Source organism: Microbispora sp. H10830, assembly GCF_014161375.1.
Taxonomy (GTDB): Bacteria; Actinomycetota; Actinomycetes; order Streptosporangiales; family Streptosporangiaceae; genus Microbispora; species Microbispora catharanthi.
This window is the reverse complement of record NZ_JABBWX010000006.1, coordinates 306116-326238: the sequence shown is the minus strand read 5'-3', so window position 1 is coordinate 326238 and position 20123 is coordinate 306116. Positions and strand designations below refer to the sequence as shown.

The following is a 20123-nucleotide window of genomic DNA, read 5'->3' as shown; positions in this document are numbered from 1 at the left end:
GACAGGTTTGGTAAGGCGCCGTTCCACAAGCAGAACCTACCCGTGCGATCAGGGAAGCCGATCCACCCGGATCGAACCCGGAGTGAGCGGTCGGGCGTAGGACGCCTCCCACTGGCCGCCCTGCACACGCTGGAACGACAGCAGGCGGCCGTCGCCGGCCCGGTAGTCGGCGAAGTCGAGCAGGCCGCGCTCCGGCAGCCCGGTGGTCCCCTCGGAGCGGAAGGCGGCCGTGCCACGCTCGATGGGATAGAACTCCAGACCGTCCACGATGAGCATGTGCCTGGCCGGCACCATGCCCTGGGTCGGCACGTCGGTCCACAACAGGACCTCCAGGTGGAGGGGCTCGCCCTCCTTGCCCGGCCGTTCCTCGACCGACAGCCAGTTGTAGCGCCGGGCGCCCTCGTCCAGCAGGTATTCCGTCCACTTCTCGCCCTGCATCGTGCAGTGCAGGGCGCCGACCGCCCGATAGCGGGCGGCCTCCACGTAGACGGTGTCCCCCACCCTGATCGTGCGGGGGTCGAAGAAGTCGGGATCGGCCTCGGGGTCACGCGCCGGCGACTCTCCCGGAGCGGCGGGCGGCGTGCGGACCGGCTCGCGCGCACGCGTGCGCCGGGTCGCGGCGACGGCGCCCAGCACGACGACGACCGTGGCGAGGCCCAGCACGATCACGATCGCTGTCGTCATGGCGGGCGATCCTACTGGAGGCGGCTCACCGCCGCATCGACGCGCTCGTCCGTGGCGGTGATCGCGATACGGACGTGACCGCGCCCGGCGGCGCCGTAGAACTCGCCCGGCGCGACGAGGATGCCCCTCTCGGCCAGGGCGCGCACCTGGTCCCAGCAGCCGGTGCCGTCGGTGGCCCACAGGTAGAGCCCGGCGGCCGAGTGCTCGACCCGCCAGCCGGCCCGCTCCAGCGCGGGCCGCAGCACCGCCCGGCGCCGGGCGTACCGCTCCCGCTGCGCGTCGGCGTGCGCGTCGTCGTCGAGCACGGCCGCCGTCGCGGCCTGGACCGGGGCGGGCATCATCATGCCGGCGTGCTTGCGCACCTCCAGCAGCCGCCGTACGAGCCGGGGGTCGCCGGCGACGAAGCCGGCGCGGTATCCAGCGAAGTTCGACCGCTTCGACAGCGAGTGGACCGCGAGCAGGTTCTCGTGGGAGCCCTCGCACACGTCCGGATGGAGGACGGAGACGGGGTGCTCCTCCCAGCCCAGCTCGATGTAGCACTCGTCGGACGCGACGACCGCGCCGCGCTCACGCGCCCACGCGACGACCTTGCGCAGGTGCTCGGCGGGCAGGACGCGCCCGGTGGGGTTGGACGGCGAGTTCACCCAGACGAGGGGCACCCGCTCGGGGCCCAGCGCGAGGAGCCCGTCGGTCGCGTAGGGGTCGGCCCCGGCCAGCCTCGCACCCACGTCGTACGTCGGATAGGCGAGCTCGGGGAAGACCACGCGCTCGCCGGGCCGCACGCCGAGCAGCGTCGGCAGCCAGGCCACCAGTTCCTTGGAGCCGATGGTCGGCAGCACGTCGGCGGGGTCGATCGTGACGCCGTGCCGCCGCCGCAGCCAGCCCGCGGCCGCCTCACGCAGCCGCGGCGTGCCGTACGTCAGGGGATAGCCGGGGCTGTCGGCGGCGGCGGCGAGCGCCTCACGAGCGACCGGGGGCACCGGGTCGACCGGCGTGCCGACCGACAGGTCGACGATCCCGCCGGGATGCGCCCGCGCCAGGTCCTGATAGGGCACGAGCCGATCCCATGGGAAGTCCGGCAACGCAAGCAAAGAAAATCCCCCAGTCGTCACGGACCGCGCTGATCAGGCGTCGGTCAGTGGTCCTCGCCCTGCGGCGGGAGCGCCGCGACGAGCGGGTGGTCCTTGTTGATCTTTCCGACCTTCGAGGCGCCGCCGGGCGAGCCCAGCTCCTCGAAGAAATCGACGTTGGCCTTGTAGAAGTCCTTCCACTGCTCGGGAAGGTCGTCCTCGTAGAAAATCGCCTCTACGGGGCACACCGGCTCGCACGCACCGCAGTCCACGCACTCGTCGGGGTGGATGTAGAGCATGCGTTCGCCCTCGTAGATGCAATCGACGGGGCACTCCTCGATGCACGCCTTGTCCAGGACGTCCACGCAAGGCTGCGCGATGACGTACGTCACCTCGGGCTCCTTCTGGGTTGCACGGCTCGACCGCGGGTTGCTAGCCCTAGTATTGCGGTGCCTGCCGACTAGCCGGAACAGGAGGGGGGCAATCGTCGTGGCCCCTCGTTTCGCAGCCCGTCTCGTGATCGCCATCACCCCCGCCGACGTGGGCAAACGGGTGACGACGCGACGCAGGGTGCCCGGCGGGTACCGGGACGCCGTCGGCGTGTTGGAATCCTGGCACGACGGCGTGCTCACCGTGCGGAAACGGGACGGAAGCCTCGTAGAGATCGCCGAGGACACCCTGGCCGCCGCCAAGGTCGTGCCGCCCGCGCCGCCTGCCCGGTAATCCGCGCGCCCAGTAATCGGCGTGCATGGTGCGGACGCCGACTCGGTAATTCCCCAGCGCGCCGCCGCGAACGACCGCCGCGACGCGGGGAGCATACGCGGCGTGACCATACGTGCCTGTGTCGTGACGATTTCCTCGGCGGCCGTCCTCCTGTTCACGGCCTCCGCGTGCTCGAAGCCGTCGTCGCCGGACAAGCCGCTGCCGCCCCTGAACCCCCGGGCCGACAGCCTGGAGTCCGGGTTCGGCACCATGGACAGGCTCGTCGAGGCGGCCAAGAAGGAGGGCGCGCTCACGGTCGTGGGCCTGCCGGGCGGCTGGGTCGGTTACAAGGAGATCATCGCCCGCTTCTCCGACAAGTACGGCATCAAGGTGACCTCGATCGTGCCGGAGGCGAGCAGCAAGCAGGAGATCGACACCGCGGCCCGTCTGAAGGGGACGAATCAGGCGCCGGACGTGTTCGATCTCACCCTGGAGGTCGCCGTCGCCGACGCCAAGCTGTTCGCGCCCTACCGCGTGGCCGGCTGGGCGGACATCCCCGACGAGGCCAAGGAGCAGCGGGGACGCTGGTTCGCCGCCTACGGCGGATACATGTCGATCGGCTACGACCCGAGAAAGGTCCCCGCCCCCGCGTCGTACGGCGCGCTGGTCAGGCCGGGGACGACCGTGGCATTGCCGGGTGACCCGCGCCGGGTGGCCTCGGCGTTCAGCGCCGTGATGGCCGCCTCGCTCGGCAACGGACTGCCGGACGCCGCGCGGGGCGTGGACCTGTTCGCGCGGCTGAAGAAGGGCGGCATGCTCGGCCGGCCCGACCAGGCGACCGCGGTGGTGGACTGGGACTACATGAACGCGGCGCGGGCCGCCTCCGGCCGGGGCGCGGCGGCCTGGCGGGTGACGATCCCGAAGAACGAGGTGCTCGCCTCCTACTACATGCAGGCGATCAGTGCCGACGCGCCGCACCCGGCCGCCGCCCGGCTGTGGGAGGAGTTCCTGCTGTCCGACGAGGGCCAGAACCTCTTCCTCAAGGCGTACGCGCGGCCCGCCCGGATGGAGGCCATGGAGATGCGCGACACGCTCGACGGGGGCGCCGCCGCCAGGCTGCCGGAGGCGTCCGGCGACCCGGTGATCCTGAACATCCCCGAGCAGGATCAGGCCAAGTCATATGTGACCGCGCATTGGGCCCAGATGGTCGGCTGAGTCCTCCGATCTCGCGGAGGCGACGGAAGCCGTAAAGTGTGTCGTTATCCCAGCAGTCTCACAAGTCGGCATGAGATTGCGGCAATCCCGACACCGGGCATACGTGTCAGAATGCGAGCCGATCTTGAGGTACGAAACTCCCAGTCTCACCCGATGGAACGCTCGCGCCTACGACAGCTCCTTCGGCTACGTCTCGGCTCAGGGCGCGCCGCTGGTGGAACTGCTCGACCCGCGCCCCGGTGAGCGCGTGCTCGACCTCGGGTGCGGCACCGGGGTGCTCACCGCCGACATCGCCAGGCGCGGCGCCCACGTGCTGGGCATCGACGGCTCCCACTCCATGATCGAGCAGGCCATCGCGCACCATCCCGGACTCGACTTCACCGTGGGCGACGGCTACGACTTCACCGTCGCCCAGCCGTACGACGCGGTCTTCTCGAACGCCGCGCTGCACTGGATGAGCCGCGACCCCGACGCGGTGATCGACTGCGTGCGGGAGGCGCTGCGGCCGGGCGGCCGGTTCGTCGCCGAGATGGGCGGCGCGGGCAACTGCGCGGCCCTGACCTCCGCCGTGCTCACCGCCTGGCGCGAGTACGGCCTGCCCGAGCCCGAGCTGCCGTGGTACTTCCCCAGCCCCGCCGAGTACGCCCATCGCCTGGAGAAGGGCGGGTTCACGGTCCGGCTGCTGGAGTATTTCGACCGCCCCACGCCGCTCGACGAGTGCCCGAACGGCGCGGCCGACTGGGTCCGGATGTTCGCCGGCTCGCTGCTCGACCGGGTCCCCCCGGCGGCCGTGGAGCCGCTGCTGCGCCGGGTCAACGAGCTGGCCGCCCCCGCGCTGCGCCGGGAGACCGGCTGGATGGCCGACTACGTCCGTCTCCGTTTCGCCGCAGAACGTCACTGACATCTCCACCACGACGGGGCGATTTGCCAGACTATGGACTGGTCTTTGTGAGTGATGGGGAACGCATGAACTTCTGCCTGAGTGACCTCGTGCCACCGCTGCGCTGGAGTGACGCTGCCCGCATCACGGCCCTGGCCGACCGGCCCGGCCTGCCGGACGCCTGGTGGCGGACGCTGCCCCTGCACCGGGTGCTCGCCATCCTGGACGCCGAGGCGCTGGGCGACCTGCTCACCGAGCTCGCGCTCGACCACTGGCCGGCGGCGGCCGTCGGCGACGTGCTGCCCGCGCTGCACGTGCTCGACCCCGACGAGGCCGACGACCCCCAGGTCGCGATCGCGCTCGACCGGGCGGGGTCGTGGCACGGCCTGCTCGCGCTGTCCGGCCGGGAACTGGCCGACCAGCCGTTCGTCAAGGCCCGCCCCGTGCTGACCGCCCTGTTCGGCGCCGTGTTCTTACGGATGTCCCCGGAGGAGGCCCAGCCTGTCTCCGAGCCGGTGTCCGAGCCGGTGTCCGAGCCGGTGTCCGAGCCGGTGTCCGAGCCGGTGTCCGAGCCGGTGGAGGATCCCCCGGATGAACAGGTGGCGGAACAGCAGGCCCCGGACATCCCCGAGTTGATCGACGCGGCGTTCGGCGACCTGGACGACCAGACCTGGATGGTGGCGCAGAACCGGGTCTTCGCCGACGAGCCGTCCGATCCCGAGCAGCTGGCCAGGCTGCTCGCCGTGCATCCCGCCGTCATCCACGACCTCGAAGCGGCCCTGCGCGACCGGCTGTCCCGCTGGCTCGTGCTGCCGGAGGCGAAGCCGTACAACGAGCATCTGACCTGGCTCGCCGACACCTTCGGAGCCGCGGTCCCGAAGGAGCGGTTCGTCACGGCGGCCGAGTGGCACGGGCGCGAACTGCGCACGCTGGAGGTGCCCGCCTGGCGGTTCGTGCTCGCCACGTTCCCCGGATACCGCCTCTTCGGCGACTGGCTCGTGGCCGGCGACATCGAGGAACTGCGGGAGAGGACGCGGAGCCTGATCGCCTCCGCCGAGCGCCCGCCGACCGTCCCCCAGGCGCTGGAGATGATCGGCTCTCTCGGCGTCCGTCCCGACGTCGCCAGGCAGTGGCTGGAGAGCGTGCCGCAACTGCGCGCTCAGAAGGCGTCGGAGATCAGTACGGCGGACCGCCAGCCGGACCGCCAGCAGAGCGGGCAGCAGGGCGGGCAGCAGGGCGGGCTCAAGGACGTCGCGCTGACCCGGCGGTGCTTCCGGCAGCCGGACGGCAGGTGGTGGCTCAGGGTCGACGTCTCCGGCGACCACCTCCACGGCGCCGAGGTGCCGCTGCCGAGCGGGTTCGCGGCGTACGTCGGTCTCGCGCCGGGCGAGGACCGCACGGTGCGCAGCGCGGCTGGGGAGGTCGGCCTCTCCTGGCACGCGCGGCCGGTCCTGGGCTCCCTCCATCGGATTCTCAGCGAGGTCTCGGCCGAGGAGGGCAGCCACATCTTCCTGACCCTGTCCGAGGAGGGCATGCTGCGCGTACGGCACCTGCCGGCGGCGGACGGCGGCGACGAGACGAGCCGCGCGCTGCGCCTGGTGGGCTACACCGCGCCGAGCGGCACGCCCGAGCAGGCCGCGCGGGTGATCGCGACGCGCGTCGGCCTCACCGCGCCCGTCGGGCGCCCCGAACTCCTCGCGCGGCTGCGAGAACGCGGGGACCGCGACCTGCTGACCCTGCTGGGATAGCCGATGCCCCGGCTCGCGATCTCCCCGGAGTTCCTGCGCGGGCTCGGCGCGCTCACCCGGCCGGTCCGCCGGGACGTCGCCGTCGCGGTGCGCCGGTTCCTGCTCAACGCGTCCGCCGCGCCGCACCCCGAGAGGGTGCGCAACTGCCGCGATTCCCGCATCGCCACGCTGCGGCTCGCCGATCGCCACCGGGGGGTGGTGGTGCGGCAGGAGGACGTCTACTGGCTGCTCACCGTGCTGCCGGACGCCGAGGCGTGGTCGTACGCGCAGCGGCACAGGTTCGGCGTCAACACGGCCATCGGGATCGTCGAGACCTGGGACGCCGAGGCCCTGGAGCGGGTCGAGCCGGCCCTGCGCCGCGCGTCGGAGACCGGCGGCCGGCCGCTGTTCGAGAACTGGTGCGACGCCGATCTGCTGAACATCGGCGTCGACGCCCACCTGCTGCCGCTGCTGCGGCTGATGACGTCGGAGTCGCATCTCGCGGCCGTGGAGCCGATGCTTCCGCACAGCCAGTACGCGCCGCTCGCCGCGCTCGCCCGCGGCGGCTCTCTCGCGGCGGCCTGGCGCGAGCTGGACGCCTGCCGCTCCCGCGTCGCCGACGAGATCGACCCCGAGGACCTCCTGGCGGCGCTGCGGCGCAGCCCCGACCGGGCCGCGTTCGCCGCCGACGCCGCGGAGCTCGAGCGCATCCTCACGCTGCCCGGCTGGTGCACGTTCCTCTACCCGCCGCAGCACACGTACGCCAACTGGCCGGCGTACGAGCAGCCGGTGCTGATCACCGGGGGCGCGGGCACCGGGAAGACGGTCATCGCGCTGCACCGGGCGGCCCTGCTGGCCCGCGCGGCCACCGGCCCGGTGCTGCTGGTGACGTTCTCCCAGAGCCTCGCGACCGAGCTGTCCGCGCGGCTCGACATGATCGTCAAGGACGAGGTGGTCCGCAAGCGCGTCGAGGTGGGCAACGTCGACAGGATCGCGCACCGCATCGTCGCCGAGGCGGAGGGCCGCGCCCCCGCCCTCGTCTCCTCCGACGACCTGGCCGAGCTGTGGCAGGAGGCGGCTGTCGGGCGCTTCGGCAGCGCGTTCCTGCTGCGCGAGTGGGAGCAGGTGATCCTCGCGCAGAACCTGCGGACGCTGGAGGAGTATCAGGCCGCCACCCGGCCCGGCCGCGGCGTCCGGCTCGACGCCGATGCCAGGACGACGGTGTGGGAGGCCGTCCAGCAGGTCGTACGGCGCCTGCGCGAGTCCGGCCGGCGCACCCTGCTCCAGCTCGCCTCGGAGGCGGCGGGCCTGCTCGGACGGGCCGTGGGCGACCTGCTGGGCGACGAGGCGCCGGGGCGTGAGCCGTACCGGCACATCGTGGTGGACGAGGCGCAGGACCTGCACCCGGCTCAGTGGCGGCTGCTGCGGGCGGCGGTCCCCGCCGCCCCGAACGACCTGTTCATCGTGGGAGACCCACACCAGCGCATGTTCGACACGCGGGTCGCGCTGGCGGACGTCGGCATCCCCGCCCGCCAGTTCCGCCTCAAGATCTCCCACCGGCTGCCCGCCGAGATCCTCTCGTGGGGAGTGCGCCTGCGCGGCGGTGGCCCGGCGGACGGCCTGGTCGCGGGCAACGCCGCGATGTACGGCTACCGCGCGCTGGACTACGGCGCGCGTCCGATGGTGCGCCAGTACGTGGACGCGGAGGCGGAGATGGCCGGGCTCGTCTCCACAGTGGCCGAATGGGTGGAGGAGGGCGTGCCGACCGCCCAGATCGCGGTGGCCGCGCGTACCCCGGACCTCGTGCGTACCGCCCGCACCGCACTACGCGAAGCGGGCATCACGGTCAAAGTCACCTCCCTTCATGGAATGAAAGGGCTGGAATTCCGCCGGGTGGCCGTGATAGGCGTGGCTGACGGAATCGTGCCGGCGCCGGACGCGCTGACCCCGGCCGACGAGGACCCGACGGCCCGGGCGCACGATCTGCAACGCGAACGGGGGCTGCTCTACGTGGCGTGCACGCGGGCGGGGGAGTTGCTCTACGTGTCCTATTCGGGGCGCGCCAGTCCCTTCATCCCGGCCTGACGTCCGATCCCCTAGTCTGAACTGCGGATATATTCCCCTTGCCGGTTGGACCTGCATGAACCTCAGCCTTAGCGACATCGTGCCTCCGCTGCGCTGGACCGCGCCCAGCCAGGTAGAGCCGATCGCGAGCGACCCCGGTCTTCCCGACGCGTGGTGGCAGGCGCTTCCCCTCGGCCGGGCCTGCGCGGCGGTGGGAACCGGCCAGGTCGCCTCCCGGCTCGCCGACCTCACCACCGCCTGCTGGTCGCACCTGGTCCTCGGCGACATCCTCCCTCTGCTGAGGTTCACCCACCCGGAGGAGAGCCTCCAGACGCCCGGCCCCCGGGAGAGCGTCCACGACCTGTACGTCGACGTGATCGACAAGCTGCTGGCCACGGAGCCCGCACAGGAGCCGGCGGGGGCGGCGGTCCCGCCGGCCCTTCCCGAGCGGCCGATGCCCGAGGTCATCGACGAGATCTTCGCCCGGCTGGACGACCGCCAGCGGGCCATCGCACGCGACCGGCTCTACTTCGACACCTCCCAGCCACCGGGCCAGGCCCAGCGGGCCACACTGGACGAGCTGGCCCAGCGCTTCTCAGTCACCCGCGAGCGGATCCGGCAGATCGAGCGCGACCTGCGCGACCACGTGATGGACTGGCTGAACGGCCCGTCCGCCGCGCCGCTGAACGCCCACCTGTCCTGGCTGCGCACCCGGCTGGGCTCGGCCGTGCCCGCCGACGACGTCGCCGCCGCCGTGCCGTGGCACCGCACCGAGCTGATCACGCTCGCGATCCCCGCCTGGCGGTTCGTCCGTACGCTGCTGACCGGGTACGAGCAGGTGGACGGCTGGCTGATCGCGGGCGGCGCGGACGAGCTCAGGGAGAAGACGCGGCAGCTGTTCGCCGACGGCCCGCGGCCGCTGGAGGAGGCGGTCTCCCTCGTCGCCCAGCTCGGCATCCGGGAGGACGTCGCCGAGCGCTGGCTGGCGTCGGTGCCGCACCTGCGGGTCATGGACGGCCACGTCGTCCCCTGGCCGCGCAGCATGGGCGACAAGGCGGAGGCCGTGCTGGCGGTCGCCCACGCCCCGCTCACCCCCGAGGACATCCAGGGTCGCATCGGCGAGGACTACAGCATCGTCGGCATCCGCAACCAGCTCGCCTCCGACGAGCGGTTCATCCGGCTCGACCGCAGCAAGTACGGGCTGCGGCGCTGGGGCGGCGACGAGTACCTCGGCATCCGGGAGATGATCATTCGGGAGATCGAGCGCGCGGGCGGCGAGGCGTCCGTGAGCACGGTCGTGGACAACCTGACCTCCCACTACGACGTGAGCGAGAGCTCCATCAGGGCGTACGCCGGAGGGCCCGGGTTCGAGCGGACCCAGCGCGGCTACATCAGGGTGGCCGCCCAGGACCAGGCCGAGCCGTACCAGCCGCGCCGGGACGTCTCGATGACCCGCCGCTGCTTCCGCAGCAGGGACGGCCGCTGGTGGCACCGTGTCGACGTGAACGCCGAGCACCTGCGCGGCTCGGGCTCCCCGCTGCCGACCGGCTTCGCCGCGCATCTCGGCATGGCGCCCGGCGGGCAGCTCACCGCCTCCACCGCGTCGGGCGAGGTGGTGATCAGCTGGCACAACCAGCCGACCATCGGCTCGATCAGGAACGTCCTCGCCGAGTACAACGCGTCCGAGGGCGACCATGTCTTCCTCACGGTCTCCGACGGCGGCGAGCTGCTGACCCGCTTCCTGCCCACGGCGGGGGCCGGGCTGCCCGCGATCAACCAGGCGCTGCACCTGATCGGGTACACCGCTCCGGTCGCGTCGGAGGCCGAGGGCCTGCGTCTCATCGGCGCCCGCATCGGCCTGCCCGAGGAGGCCGTCCGCGAGGATGTCCTCGACCGCCTGCGCGAACGCGGCGACCGCGACATCATCCGCTTCCTGACCTGATTCCGGCTCAGGGGCCGGGGCGGGGATGTCGGAGGCAGCACGTAGGCTCGGAGCATGTTGCGGCTCCACGACACCCTGACTCGGCAGGTCGTGCCCGTCGCCCCGGCCGGTTCGCGGATCCTGCGGATGTACACCTGCGCCGCGCACGGGCCCGCCGGCCTCGCCGACCTGCGCCCCGCCCTGCTCGCCGACCTGGTCCGCCGCGTCGCCGAACGCGCCAATCTGCGGGTGCTCGCCTGCCGCAACGTCTCCGACCTCGTCCACCGAGACGGCGGTGACGGCGGTGACGGCTGTGACGGCGGTGACGGCGGTGACGATCGTGATGGCCGTGACGATCGTGACGTGAACGGCGCGTCTCTCGACGCCGACACGCTCGCGCTCAACATGCGCGCCCCCGAGCACTCCCCCCGGACCAGCGAGACGATGGGCCTGGTGATCGAGCTCATCGGGCGGCTCATCGAGCGCGGCCACGCGTACGCCACCCCGGAGGGGGCCGTGTTCTTCGACGCGGCGTCCTTCCCCACGTACGGCGAGATCTCCGGCAAGCCGGGCTCGGCGTCCGACTGGCCCCTCTGGGAGCCGGTGTCGCAATCCCTGGGGCATTCGGCCGGCGGCGACGCCGGAGCGGCCTGGAACGCGCCCTGGGGCCGCGGTCTCCCCGGCCGCGACGTGGAGTGCTCGGCCACGCCGCTGCGGTTCCTCGGCCCCCACTTCGACCTGTACGTGGGCGGGGCCGACCTGTGCTTCCCCCACCACGAGAGGGCGCGGGCGCAGTCGAACGCCGCCACAGGTCAGGAGGCCGCCGCCCACTGGGCGCACTCCGGGCACCTGCTGTTCGAGGGCCGCCCGGCCGGCACCGGGCACGTCGTGCCACTGTCCGGCGTCGTCGCCGCCGGTCTCGATCCCCTCGCCGTACGGCTGGCCCTGCTGGAGCACCACTACCGGCGGCCGGTCGACCTCACCTGGGACGCTCTTCACGCCGCCGACGAGGAACTGCGGCGGCTGCGGAGGCGGGTTGCCGAATGGGCGGAGTCACCGAGCCGCCCGATCGACGACGCCCACTCCGAGCGCGTCCAGCGGGCGCTGGACGACGACCTCGACACGCCCAGGGCGCTACGCCTGCTGCGCGACCTGGAGGCCGACGAGTCGGTCGCGCCGGGGTCCAGGTTCGAGACCTTCCTCCACTTCGACCACGTGCTCGCCCTCGACCTGCCCGCCGACATCGGCCGCGTCTGACGGGCACTTCTCACGCCTGCACGGGCCGGCCGGCCGGTCCGCTTCTCAGACGTGAACGGGTCAGCCGGTCCGCTTCTGCAGACGTGAACGGGTCAGCCGGTCCGCTTCTGCAGACGTGAACGGGTCAGCCGGTCCGCTTCTCGCGTACTGACAGCCGGCCCGGCGGCGGCTCCACGTCCGGCCCGGAGGCAGGCCGACGCCGCGTCAGCGCCTGGCATGCTGGACGGCCCCGGCAGCCACCTTCGCTCCCTTCCCGCAAGCTCGCCCGCCGTACCCGACGCCCGCGCCCGTAACCCGCAGGGCGTTGAACGCGGCTGCGAGAGGGCACCCCGGAGAGCCGACCCTCGCGGGCCTCAAGCGCGCGGCCGGACGGCTCGACCTGTCACTCCAACAATTCGCCGCTCACCGGGTGTGCAAGGCACGATGGCGTGAAACAATTCATACAAGTATTCGAATCTAGCGAGGAGGGCGCGGTGGATCTGTTCGCTATCAATCCCGACCGCTCTCGTCGTTCGAATAACACTGACGGCGACTGGTGGGACCGGTTGACTTCCGGTTCCCGGTTGTGGTCGGCCGAGGGTTCGCTCGCCCGCGAGCATTTCTCGATCAACGATTCCGAGCTGCGGCAGGACGCGAGTCGGGACACCAGCGAAAGCCCACCCGGTGCCGGGAGCGCAAGCACGGACAGTCCGGGTGTGGATGCCGGTGGCGCGGGTGATCGCCGGGCCCGGTCGTCGTGGGTGTTGGTGGGGTCTCTGCGTGAGTCGGCGCAGGCGTTGGCGTTGGCGGCGGTGCCGGACGATGTGGATGTCTGTCTTGCCGAGGCTGAGGAGTTGGTGTTCGCGCGGGATCGGATCACGTGCGCGTTGGCGGATCGGGTGGGGCGGGTGCATGGTGCGGGGCAGGCCAGGCGGCATGGGCATGCCTCGACCCGTAGTTGGTTGCGTACCGCTGGGGGGATGAGCGTGCCCGGTGCGGGCCGCCTGCTCACGCTGGCGGTGGAGTTGGCGCGTCTGCCGCGGGTGCGGGAGAAGTTCGCCGCGGGTGGGTTGGCGGCGGGGGTGGTGGAGGCGATCTGCATGGCCACCGCCCAGTTGAGCGATGAGCATGCGGGGTTGGCTGAGCCGATTTTGCTGGAGCTGGCGGGTAAGGCGGGGGCGGCGGAGGTGGCCAAAGCGGGCCGCTATCTGCGGGCGGTGCTGGACCCCGACGGGGAGGACCGGGATGAGCGGGCCGACTTCGGGCGGCGGTTCCTGAGGGTCCGCCCCACCAAAGGCGGGGGCGTGGAGGGAGAGTTCTACCTGCCCCGTGAGGCGGCCGCCCGGCTGCGGGCCCTGTTGGACGCCTACGCCAAGCCGCGCGCGGAGGGTGATGACCGGCCGTTGCGAGTGCGTAACGCGGATGCGTTCATCGCGCTGCTGGAGCAGAAGATCGCTGCCGAGCTCCTGGTCCTGGTCACCGCCGAATCCCTCCCCACCGACCCCCGACCCGCTGACCCCGGCGACGATCACCCCGAAGACATTGACGACGCCCAGGATGCCGAGCGTGCCGAGGACGCGGAGGGCACCGAGGACACGGAGGGCGCCGAGGCCGACGAGGACGGCCGGGACAGCGAGGACACCGGCGCCACCGGCGACATCGGAAGCGTTGTCGACCCCGGCGACGTCGACAACACCAGTGCCCCGGCGAGATGGGCGGCCCCGGCGACGTGGGCAGCACCGGCGCTGCCGCACCTGCCCAGGATGAGGGCCCCTGCCAGCCAACCGACCCCGCCGATCCCGCCGACTGTGGCGATGCCGACGCAGATGCCGGTTCACCTTCGCAGATAGCGCGGCCGGATCCTCCTCCCGAGGATGCCGCTGCGCATCACGCCCACGCGGGGCATCGGCCTGCGGGGGACTGCCGGCATGGGCAGAGCACGCCTGAGAGCCAAGGCCACGGCCACGGCCACGGCCACGGCCACGAGCATCGGAGGCACGGCCACGGCCATCGGCGGCCGGGCGCGGGCGGGTGCGGGTGCGGCGGCGATGCACCGTGCTCGTGTGCGCCGGGGACACCGAGATCGGAGTCGGGCGTGCCAGGGAGGCCATCGGGAACACCGCCGGGAACAGCGCCGGGAACAGCGCCAGGGACGCCGCCGGGCGTGCCGGGATCGGAGCCGGGCAGGCCACCGGGAACAATCCCAGGGACGCTGCCGGGGGCGGTGCTGGGGGCGGTGCCGGGGGTGTTGCTGGCGACCGGGCAGATGCTGCCGGTCTCCAGCGTGCACCGCCTTGCCCGCACCAGCACCCTGGTCCGCCTGGTCATGGACGCCGAGGGGCAGGTGCTGGACATGGGCCGCAAGGTCCGCCTGGCCACCCCCGCCCAACGCAGGGCCGTGTTCGCCCGCTACGCCACCTGCTGGATCGACGGCTGCCCACTCCCCGCCACCCTGTGCCAGATCGACCACGCCGACAACTGGAGCACCGGCGGCCACACCGACCTCAAACTCCTCGGCCCCGCCTGCCAGTTCCACAACCGCGACCGCTACCAGCACCCCGACCGCTACACCCGCCGCAAAGCCGGCACCGACCGCTGGACCTTCACCTACCAGCCGACCCAAATCAAGCGGCTAAGGATCTAGCAAGCCGGGTGGCGGCACGGACAGTCGCCGGGAGCTCAGATGTCGAGGCGGTGGTCGCTGACAAGGATGCCGTCCTCGTCGCTGTAGAGCCACTCTCCCGGAGCGAAGGTCACGTCCCCGAAGGTCACCGGGACGTCGATCTCCCCCAGGCCGGTTTTGGCGCTTTTGCGAGGGTTGGCGCCGAGCGCCTTGACGCCGAGGTCGAGGTCGGCCAGCGCGGCCGTGTCCCGTACCGCGCCATGGATCACCACGCCCGCCCAGCCGTTCTCCACCGCCGAGGTCGCGATCATGTCGCCGAGCAGCGCCGTGCGCAGCGATCCGCCGCCGTCGACCACCAGCACCCGGCCCTCGCCCGGCGTCGCCAGGACCTGCTTGACGAGCGCGTTGTCCTCCAGGCAGCGGACCGTGGAGATCTGGCCGGAGAATCGCGCGCGTGAGCCATACGAGCGGAACTGGGTGACGCAACTGCGCAGCGCGTCGCCGTGGGCGTCGTAGAGATCAGCGGTCGCGAAGCTCATGGCCGCATTGTGCCAGGGCCGCCGATGCCGCTTTCCGGCGGCACGATCGACGCGCCGCTGGGCCGGGGCCCGTTGCCGCCGCCCGGAAATGCGCGGTTCTCCATTCCGTAAACACTTTGATTACCCGAGCAGAGCCCTCCGGGAAAAGAATGCAGGCGTGCATGATGTTTCGCGCTTCCGTCTGCTTTTGCTCGGCGCTGTCGCGCTCAGCGGATGTCAGACGAGCGGAGCCGCCGTCACCGCGTCGCCCGTGCCTGGCGGCGGGCAGGCAACCCAGAAGGCGACAAGCGCCATCCCGGCCGTCCCGTCAGGGCAGCGTACGGCTCTCGCCGACGGCGAGGTCCCACAGGTCGGCGGGGTCGAGGCCGCGTGACTCCCATACGGCGCGGGCCTCGCGCACGGGCTCCAGCAACGGCTCGCCCGACAGCACGAACGTCCCCCAGTGCATGGTGGCCATGCGCCGCGCGCCCACGTCGAGGCAGCCCTGCACGGCCTGGGCGGGGTCGACGTGGGAGACCTTCATGAACCAGCGCGGCTCGTAGGCGCCGACCGGCATGAGAGCGAGGTCGATGCCCGGGTAGCGCTCCCCGATCTGGGCGAACCGCTCCCCGTAGGCCGTGTCGCCGGCGAAGTAGACCCGGTGCTCGGGAGAGGTGAGCACCCATCCGCCCCAGAGGGTGCGGCAGGTGTCCCAGAGCGTACGGCGGCTCCAGTGGTGAGCCGGGACGAAGTCGAACGTCACGTCGCCGAGGCGAGCCGACTCCCACCAGTCCAGTTCGGTCACGTCGCGGAAGCCGCGCCGCCGGAACCACCCGCCGAGCTTGGCGGGTACGAAGACGGCCGTGTCCCTCGGCAGGCGGCGGATCGTCGGCGCGTCCAGGTGGTCGTAGTGGTTGTGGCTGATCACGACCGCGTCGACCTCGGGCAGGTCGGACCAGGCGACGCCGGGAGGGGTCAGCCGCTGGCGCACACCGGGGATCTTGCGGGACCACACCGGATCGGTCAGCACGGTCAGCCCGCCGATCTGGAGAACGAACGTCGCGTGGCCGACCCAGGTCACCACGGTCTCGGTCGCGGCGGCGCGGGGCAGGCCGACACGGTGGACGGGAATCTGGTCGCTGTCACCGATGTCGGGCCGCAGCTGCCCGTGCCACATGACACTGGTGACCTCGCGGAAGTCCGGAAGAGGGGCGGTCAGCCTGTCGGCGAAGCTGGACGGCCACCGGCGGGGTCCGGCAGGCCGAACAATCGGCGCACTCGGCGCTTTCGGAACGGGAGAAACGGGGATTTCTGGCGCCTCAGGGCTTTCCGGTTGAATCGTCTGCGACATGGGGAACTCCCTTCCGCTCTCCATGATCCCCGCAGAGCCGAAATTATTCCTCCTACGACCGGTCGATTCCCTTCATGTTTCCTCCGCCTTCAGGTGGAACGCGACCTCCTCCACCTTCTCCTCCACCACGGATGCACCCGGGGATAACCACCGTCGTCCAGGCCGGCCATCCGTTCGAAAAGGTTCCACGAGGCCGGATGGCCGCAGACGGCGTACGAGGCGGCCGAGGCGAGCACGTACAGCACGAGCATGGGCAGGCCGACGCAGAACGCGTACTGGGAGGCGTGGCGGGACTCGTGGTCGAGCAGGCAGCCGGTGAGATAGCCCTCCCCGTGCTTGGTCAGGATCACGTTGCCCACGGTGAACGCCCCGGCGACGGGAAACGGGATGCGGTAGCCGTGCGCGTAGACGAGGCCCCGCTCCCCCCTGCGGGTGCGGGCTCCGCCGATCCGCGCGATCAGCAGCCCGAGGGGCGTGGAGAGGTTGACGTAGTTGATGACCTGCCGGACCCTTTGCGACCGCCGCATGTCCCCAGGATCGGCGAGGGGCCGCGCCTGTACAAGCACGGGCAAGCACGGGCAAGCTCAGACCCGGCCGTACGACCTCAGCAGCCACGAACCGGCGGATCGGGTGACGACCACGGCGGCCGCGACGGCGACGGCGCCGCCGTACAGGTACCAGTAGCCGGCGGAGTTGCCGGCGATGGCGAGGTCGCCGGCCCGCTGCGGCGTGGCCAGCAGGAACGACACGAGGAGCCAGCCGGCGGCGGGGACGAGCGCGCCCAGCTTGCTGCCCATCAGCCTGCCCATGACGTACGGCACGGCGAACAGGGCGACCAGCCAGGCGATCGCGGCGACCGGCACCTGCCCGGCGTACCACGCGTGCTGGAAGCCCCCGACGACGCCGAGCACCACGCCCAGCAGGAAGAGCACGCCGTACGCCGCACCGGTCACGGCCCCGGCCAGCGGACCGGGAACGTCCTCGGTCCCGACGGCGACCTGCGTCTCCTGGGTCATGCCGTCAACTTAGCGCCTCTCCCTCCGACCTTTGCCCCTCGCGTCGCCCAGAGCGGCACCTCGCCGGGCAAATCTCGTCGGTCGCGGCGCTAGCCGATGCCGGCGAACAGGTCGGCCTCGCGGTCGTACGGCTCGCCCAGGCCGCCCACCTCGGGCGGGACGCCGATGCCGGGCTTGCCGGGGACCCCGGCACGCAGGATGAAGTGCTCGACCCCGAGGGCCTGCTGGCCGACGTTGTTCGACAGCGCGAACCACGGCGCGTCCACGGCGATCTGCGTCGCGTGCGCCCGCATCGCGTCGAGCTTGGCCTCCACGTAGGGCCGGGCGTCGATCTCCGTCGTCACGTCCTCGTCGGCGCACCCCGGCATGTCGTCGATCGACTCAGGCACCCAGAAGTCGACGTCGGCCTCGCGCATGGTCTCGATGGTCCGCCGCAGCACCGACTTGGGCATGGCGGTGAGGTAGAACTTGGCGATCCGCCACGGCTCCCCGCCGGGAAACGCGGGATCGGCGGCCAGTTCGAAGGCCCGCCAGGAGACGCGGTGCGCCTGGATGTGGTCGGGATGGCCGTAGAAGCCGTTCTCGTCGTAGGTGACGAGGACCTGGGGCCTGACCTCGCGGATCACCTTGACCAGCTCGCCCGCGGCCTCGTCGAGGTCGGCCCGCCAGAAGCAGCCGGGACGGTCGTTGGTCGCCGCGCCCATCATGCCCGAGTCGCGCCAGCGGCCGGCCTCCCCGAGGAAGCGGTGATCGGTGACGCCGAGCGCCTTGCAGGCGGCGGCCAGCTCGCTGACGCGGTACTGGCCGAGCGTGTCGTCCCTGTCGGCGGCGTGGTGGGCGAGCTCTGGGGGAATGACCTCGCCTTCCTCCCCCAGGGTGCAGGTCACGAGCGTCACGTGCGCCCCCTCGGCGGCGTACTTGGCCATGGTCGCGCCGGTGCCGATGGACTCGTCGTCGGGGTGGGCGTGCACGAGCAGCAAGCGACGGTCAGTCATGCCTCCGAGGGTAGTGCCCTCGTGCTGGCAGTATGAGGAGCTATGACGGAGAGCTTCCCACGGTTGCATGCCAGGACCCGGCGGTTCACCCTCGGGGTGCCGCGCAACTTCACGATCTCCCCTGACGGCGGTCGGGTGACCTTCCTCAGGACGAGATCGGGCACCGACCCGGTGACCTGCCTGTGGGAGCTGGACGTCGCGTCCGGAGCCGAGCGGCTCGTCGTCGATCCCCTCGCTCTGGGCGCCGCCGACGAGGACCTGCCGCCGGAGGAGCGCGCCCGCCGCGAGCGGTCGCGGGAGTCGGCGGGCGGCGTGGTGGCGTACGCCACGGACCGGGAGGTCCGGCAGGCCGTCTTCGCGCTGTCGGGCGACCTCTACCTGGCCGGTCTCGCCTCGGGCGAGGTGCGGCGGCTCCCGGCGGCCGGGCCGGTCATCGACCCCCGGCTCGACCCCACCGGCGCGCGGGTCGCGTACGTCACGGGCGGCGCCCTGCACGTGCTGGAGATCGCCACCGGAGCGGACACCCCAGCTGACACAGTGCTCGCCGAGCCGGAGAGCGACCTGGTCACCTACGGCCTCGCGGAGTTCATCGCGGCCGAGGAGATGGAGCGGATGCGCGGCTACTGGTGGTCGCCCTCCGGCGACCGCCTGCTCGTCTCCCGGGTGGACGAGTCTCCGGTGCCCCTGTGGCACATCGCCGACCCGGCCAACCCCGATCGTCAGCCCGTCCCGCAGCGCTATCCCGCCGCCGGCACGGCCAACGCCGAGGTCACGCTGCACGTCATCGGCCTGGACGGCGCGCGTACGGCGGTGCCGTTCGAGCAGGAGTATCTGGTGACGGCGGCCTGGGACGCACACGGCCTCGCGATCGTCACGCTCTCACGGGACCAGCGGACGATGCGCCTGCTGTCCGCCGACCCGGACACCGGCGAGACGACGCTCCTGCGCGAGGACACCGACCCCGCCTGGGTGGACATCGTCACCGGCGTGCCGGCCCGCCTGTCCGACGGGACGCTCGTATGGGTGGCCGACGCCGACGGCGGCCACCGCCTCGTGGTCGGCAACGAGCCGGTCACGCCGCCGTCCCTGCAGGTGCGCGCGGTGCTCGACGTCGACGGCGACACCGTGCTCTTCCAGGCGAGCGGCGAGCCCACCGAGATCCATCTGTGGACCTACGCGGCGGGCACGATCAGCGCCGTCACGACCGAACCGGGCGTCCACTCCGGCCGCCGGGCGGGCGGCGTGACGCTCGTCGCCCGGCAGAGCCTCGACACCGAGGGAACGACGGTTTCAGTCGGGGCAGTATCGATCAAGTCCCTCGCCGAGCGCCCCGGACTGGAGCCGCGCGTGTCGCTCGTCCGGGCGGGCTCGCGTGAGCTGTCCACGGCGATCCTGCTGCCCTCGTGGCACGTGCCCGGCTCGGGCCCGCTGCCCGTCCTGATGGACCCGTACGGCGGGCCGCACGCCCAGCGCGTGCTGTCGGCCCGGCGGATGTTCCTGGAGTCCCAGTGGTGGGCCGAGCAGGGCTTCGCGGTGGTCGTGGCAGACGGGCGGGGCACGCCGGGGCGCGGCCCTGCCTTCGAACGCGAGATGCTGCACGACTTCACGATCTCGCTGCAGGACCAGGTGGACGCCCTCCAGGGCGTGGCGGCCCTGCACCCGGGCGACCTCGACCTCTCCCGGGTGGCGATCCGGGGCTGGTCGTTCGGCGGCTACCTCGCCGCGCTCGCCGTGCTGCGCCGCCCCGACGTGTTCCACGTCGCCGTCGCCGGTGCGCCGGTCACCGACTGGCGCCTGTACGACACCTGCTACACCGAGCGCTACCTCGGCCACCCCGACGAGGGGCACTACGAGCGCTCGTCGCTCCTCGCCGATGCGGAGAAGGGAGACGCCGAGAAGCTGGAGCGCCCGCTGCTGCTGATCCACGGCCTGGCCGACGACAACGTGGTCGCCGCGCACACGCTGCGGCTGTCGTCGGCCCTGCTCGCGGCCGGCCGCCCGCACACCGTGCTCCCGTTGTCGGGCGTCACCCACATGACCCCGCAGGAGGTCGTCGCGGAGAACCTGCTGCTCCTGCAGCTCGACTTCCTCAAGAAGTCGCTGCACATCACCGGCTGACGG

The 20123-nt window shown here is 72.1% G+C and carries 18 protein-coding genes; 10 read left to right on the top strand and 8 right to left on the bottom strand.

All coding sequences use genetic code 11. The features are described from left to right. Positions 1-48: 48 nt before the first annotated feature. From HHX35_RS18240 to fdxA, 3 genes are read right to left on the bottom strand one after another with little or no spacing between them, the layout of a single operon-like run. Positions 49-684: a DUF4178 domain-containing protein gene (locus tag HHX35_RS18240; protein ID WP_182899978.1), complete on the bottom strand. Its 636-nt coding sequence runs from the start codon at positions 682-684 to the stop codon at positions 49-51. Between the two features lie 11 nt (positions 685-695). Then, a complete protein-coding gene (dapC, locus tag HHX35_RS18235) occupies positions 696-1775 on the bottom strand; it encodes a succinyldiaminopimelate transaminase (RefSeq protein WP_182899977.1) in 1080 nt (359 codons plus the stop codon). Positions 1776-1819: 44 nt separating this feature from the next. Further along, positions 1820-2146, bottom strand: a complete 327-nt coding sequence (gene fdxA / locus HHX35_RS18230) for a ferredoxin (protein ID WP_030507471.1) — start codon at positions 2144-2146, stop codon at positions 1820-1822. 97 nt (positions 2147-2243) lie between these two features. Here fdxA and HHX35_RS18225 point away from each other — a divergent pair, with 97 nt between their 5' ends. From HHX35_RS18225 to HHX35_RS18185, 9 genes are all read left to right on the top strand, one after another. Next, on the top strand, positions 2244-2477 hold the full coding sequence (locus HHX35_RS18225) for a hypothetical protein (RefSeq protein ID WP_182899976.1): 234 nt from the start codon (positions 2244-2246) through the stop codon (positions 2475-2477). A gap of 102 nt (positions 2478-2579) precedes the next feature. Further along, positions 2580-3671 carry an ABC transporter substrate-binding protein gene (locus HHX35_RS18220; protein ID WP_310739157.1) on the top strand — a complete coding sequence of 364 codons (1092 nt, stop codon included), beginning with the start codon at positions 2580-2582 and terminating at the stop codon, positions 3669-3671. A gap of 124 nt (positions 3672-3795) precedes the next feature. Further along, complete coding sequence (locus HHX35_RS18215; RefSeq protein ID WP_183542493.1) at positions 3796-4572, top strand: trans-aconitate 2-methyltransferase; 777 nt, start codon at positions 3796-3798, stop codon at positions 4570-4572. A gap of 65 nt (positions 4573-4637) precedes the next feature. Continuing rightward, positions 4638-6299 carry a hypothetical protein gene (locus tag HHX35_RS18210; protein ID WP_182899974.1) on the top strand — a complete coding sequence of 554 codons (1662 nt, stop codon included), beginning with the start codon at positions 4638-4640 and terminating at the stop codon, positions 6297-6299. 3 nt (positions 6300-6302) lie between these two features. Beyond that, on the top strand, positions 6303-8363 hold the full coding sequence (locus tag HHX35_RS18205) for a UvrD-helicase domain-containing protein (protein WP_182899973.1): 2061 nt from the start codon (positions 6303-6305) through the stop codon (positions 8361-8363). 55 nt (positions 8364-8418) lie between these two features. Beyond that, positions 8419-10284: a sigma factor-like helix-turn-helix DNA-binding protein gene (locus HHX35_RS18200; protein WP_182899972.1), complete on the top strand. Its 1866-nt coding sequence runs from the start codon at positions 8419-8421 to the stop codon at positions 10282-10284. Positions 10285-10338: 54 nt separating this feature from the next. Next, positions 10339-11520 carry a cysteine--tRNA ligase gene (locus HHX35_RS18195; RefSeq protein ID WP_182899971.1) on the top strand — a complete coding sequence of 394 codons (1182 nt, stop codon included), beginning with the start codon at positions 10339-10341 and terminating at the stop codon, positions 11518-11520. A gap of 473 nt (positions 11521-11993) precedes the next feature. Then, positions 11994-13349, top strand: a complete 1356-nt coding sequence (locus HHX35_RS18190) for a DUF222 domain-containing protein (RefSeq protein WP_182899970.1) — start codon at positions 11994-11996, stop codon at positions 13347-13349. Positions 13350-13663: 314 nt separating this feature from the next. Next, positions 13664-14143, top strand: coding sequence for an HNH endonuclease signature motif containing protein (locus HHX35_RS18185; RefSeq protein WP_182899969.1), 480 nt, complete (start codon positions 13664-13666; stop codon positions 14141-14143). Positions 14144-14178: 35 nt separating this feature from the next. Here HHX35_RS18185 and rraA read toward each other — a convergent pair whose 3' ends face one another. From rraA to mshB, 5 genes are all read right to left on the bottom strand, one after another. Next, positions 14179-14661, bottom strand: a complete 483-nt coding sequence (gene rraA, locus HHX35_RS18180; protein ID WP_182899968.1) for a ribonuclease E activity regulator RraA — start codon at positions 14659-14661, stop codon at positions 14179-14181. A gap of 307 nt (positions 14662-14968) precedes the next feature. Then, positions 14969-15817, bottom strand: coding sequence for an MBL fold metallo-hydrolase (locus tag HHX35_RS18175; RefSeq protein ID WP_226873411.1), 849 nt, complete (start codon positions 15815-15817; stop codon positions 14969-14971). 263 nt (positions 15818-16080) lie between these two features. Further along, positions 16081-16518, bottom strand: a complete 438-nt coding sequence (locus HHX35_RS18170; RefSeq protein WP_182899966.1) for a hypothetical protein — start codon at positions 16516-16518, stop codon at positions 16081-16083. 57 nt (positions 16519-16575) lie between these two features. After that, complete coding sequence (locus HHX35_RS18165) at positions 16576-17007, bottom strand: DUF6113 family protein (RefSeq protein WP_182899965.1); 432 nt, start codon at positions 17005-17007, stop codon at positions 16576-16578. Positions 17008-17096: 89 nt separating this feature from the next. Next, positions 17097-18002 carry an N-acetyl-1-D-myo-inositol-2-amino-2-deoxy-alpha-D-glucopyranoside deacetylase gene (gene mshB / locus HHX35_RS18160; RefSeq protein WP_182899964.1) on the bottom strand — a complete coding sequence of 302 codons (906 nt, stop codon included), beginning with the start codon at positions 18000-18002 and terminating at the stop codon, positions 17097-17099. A gap of 42 nt (positions 18003-18044) precedes the next feature. Here mshB and HHX35_RS18155 point away from each other — a divergent pair, with 42 nt between their 5' ends. Further along, a complete protein-coding gene (locus tag HHX35_RS18155) occupies positions 18045-20120 on the top strand; it encodes a DPP IV N-terminal domain-containing protein (protein WP_182899963.1) in 2076 nt (691 codons plus the stop codon). Positions 20121-20123 lie beyond the last annotated feature (3 nt).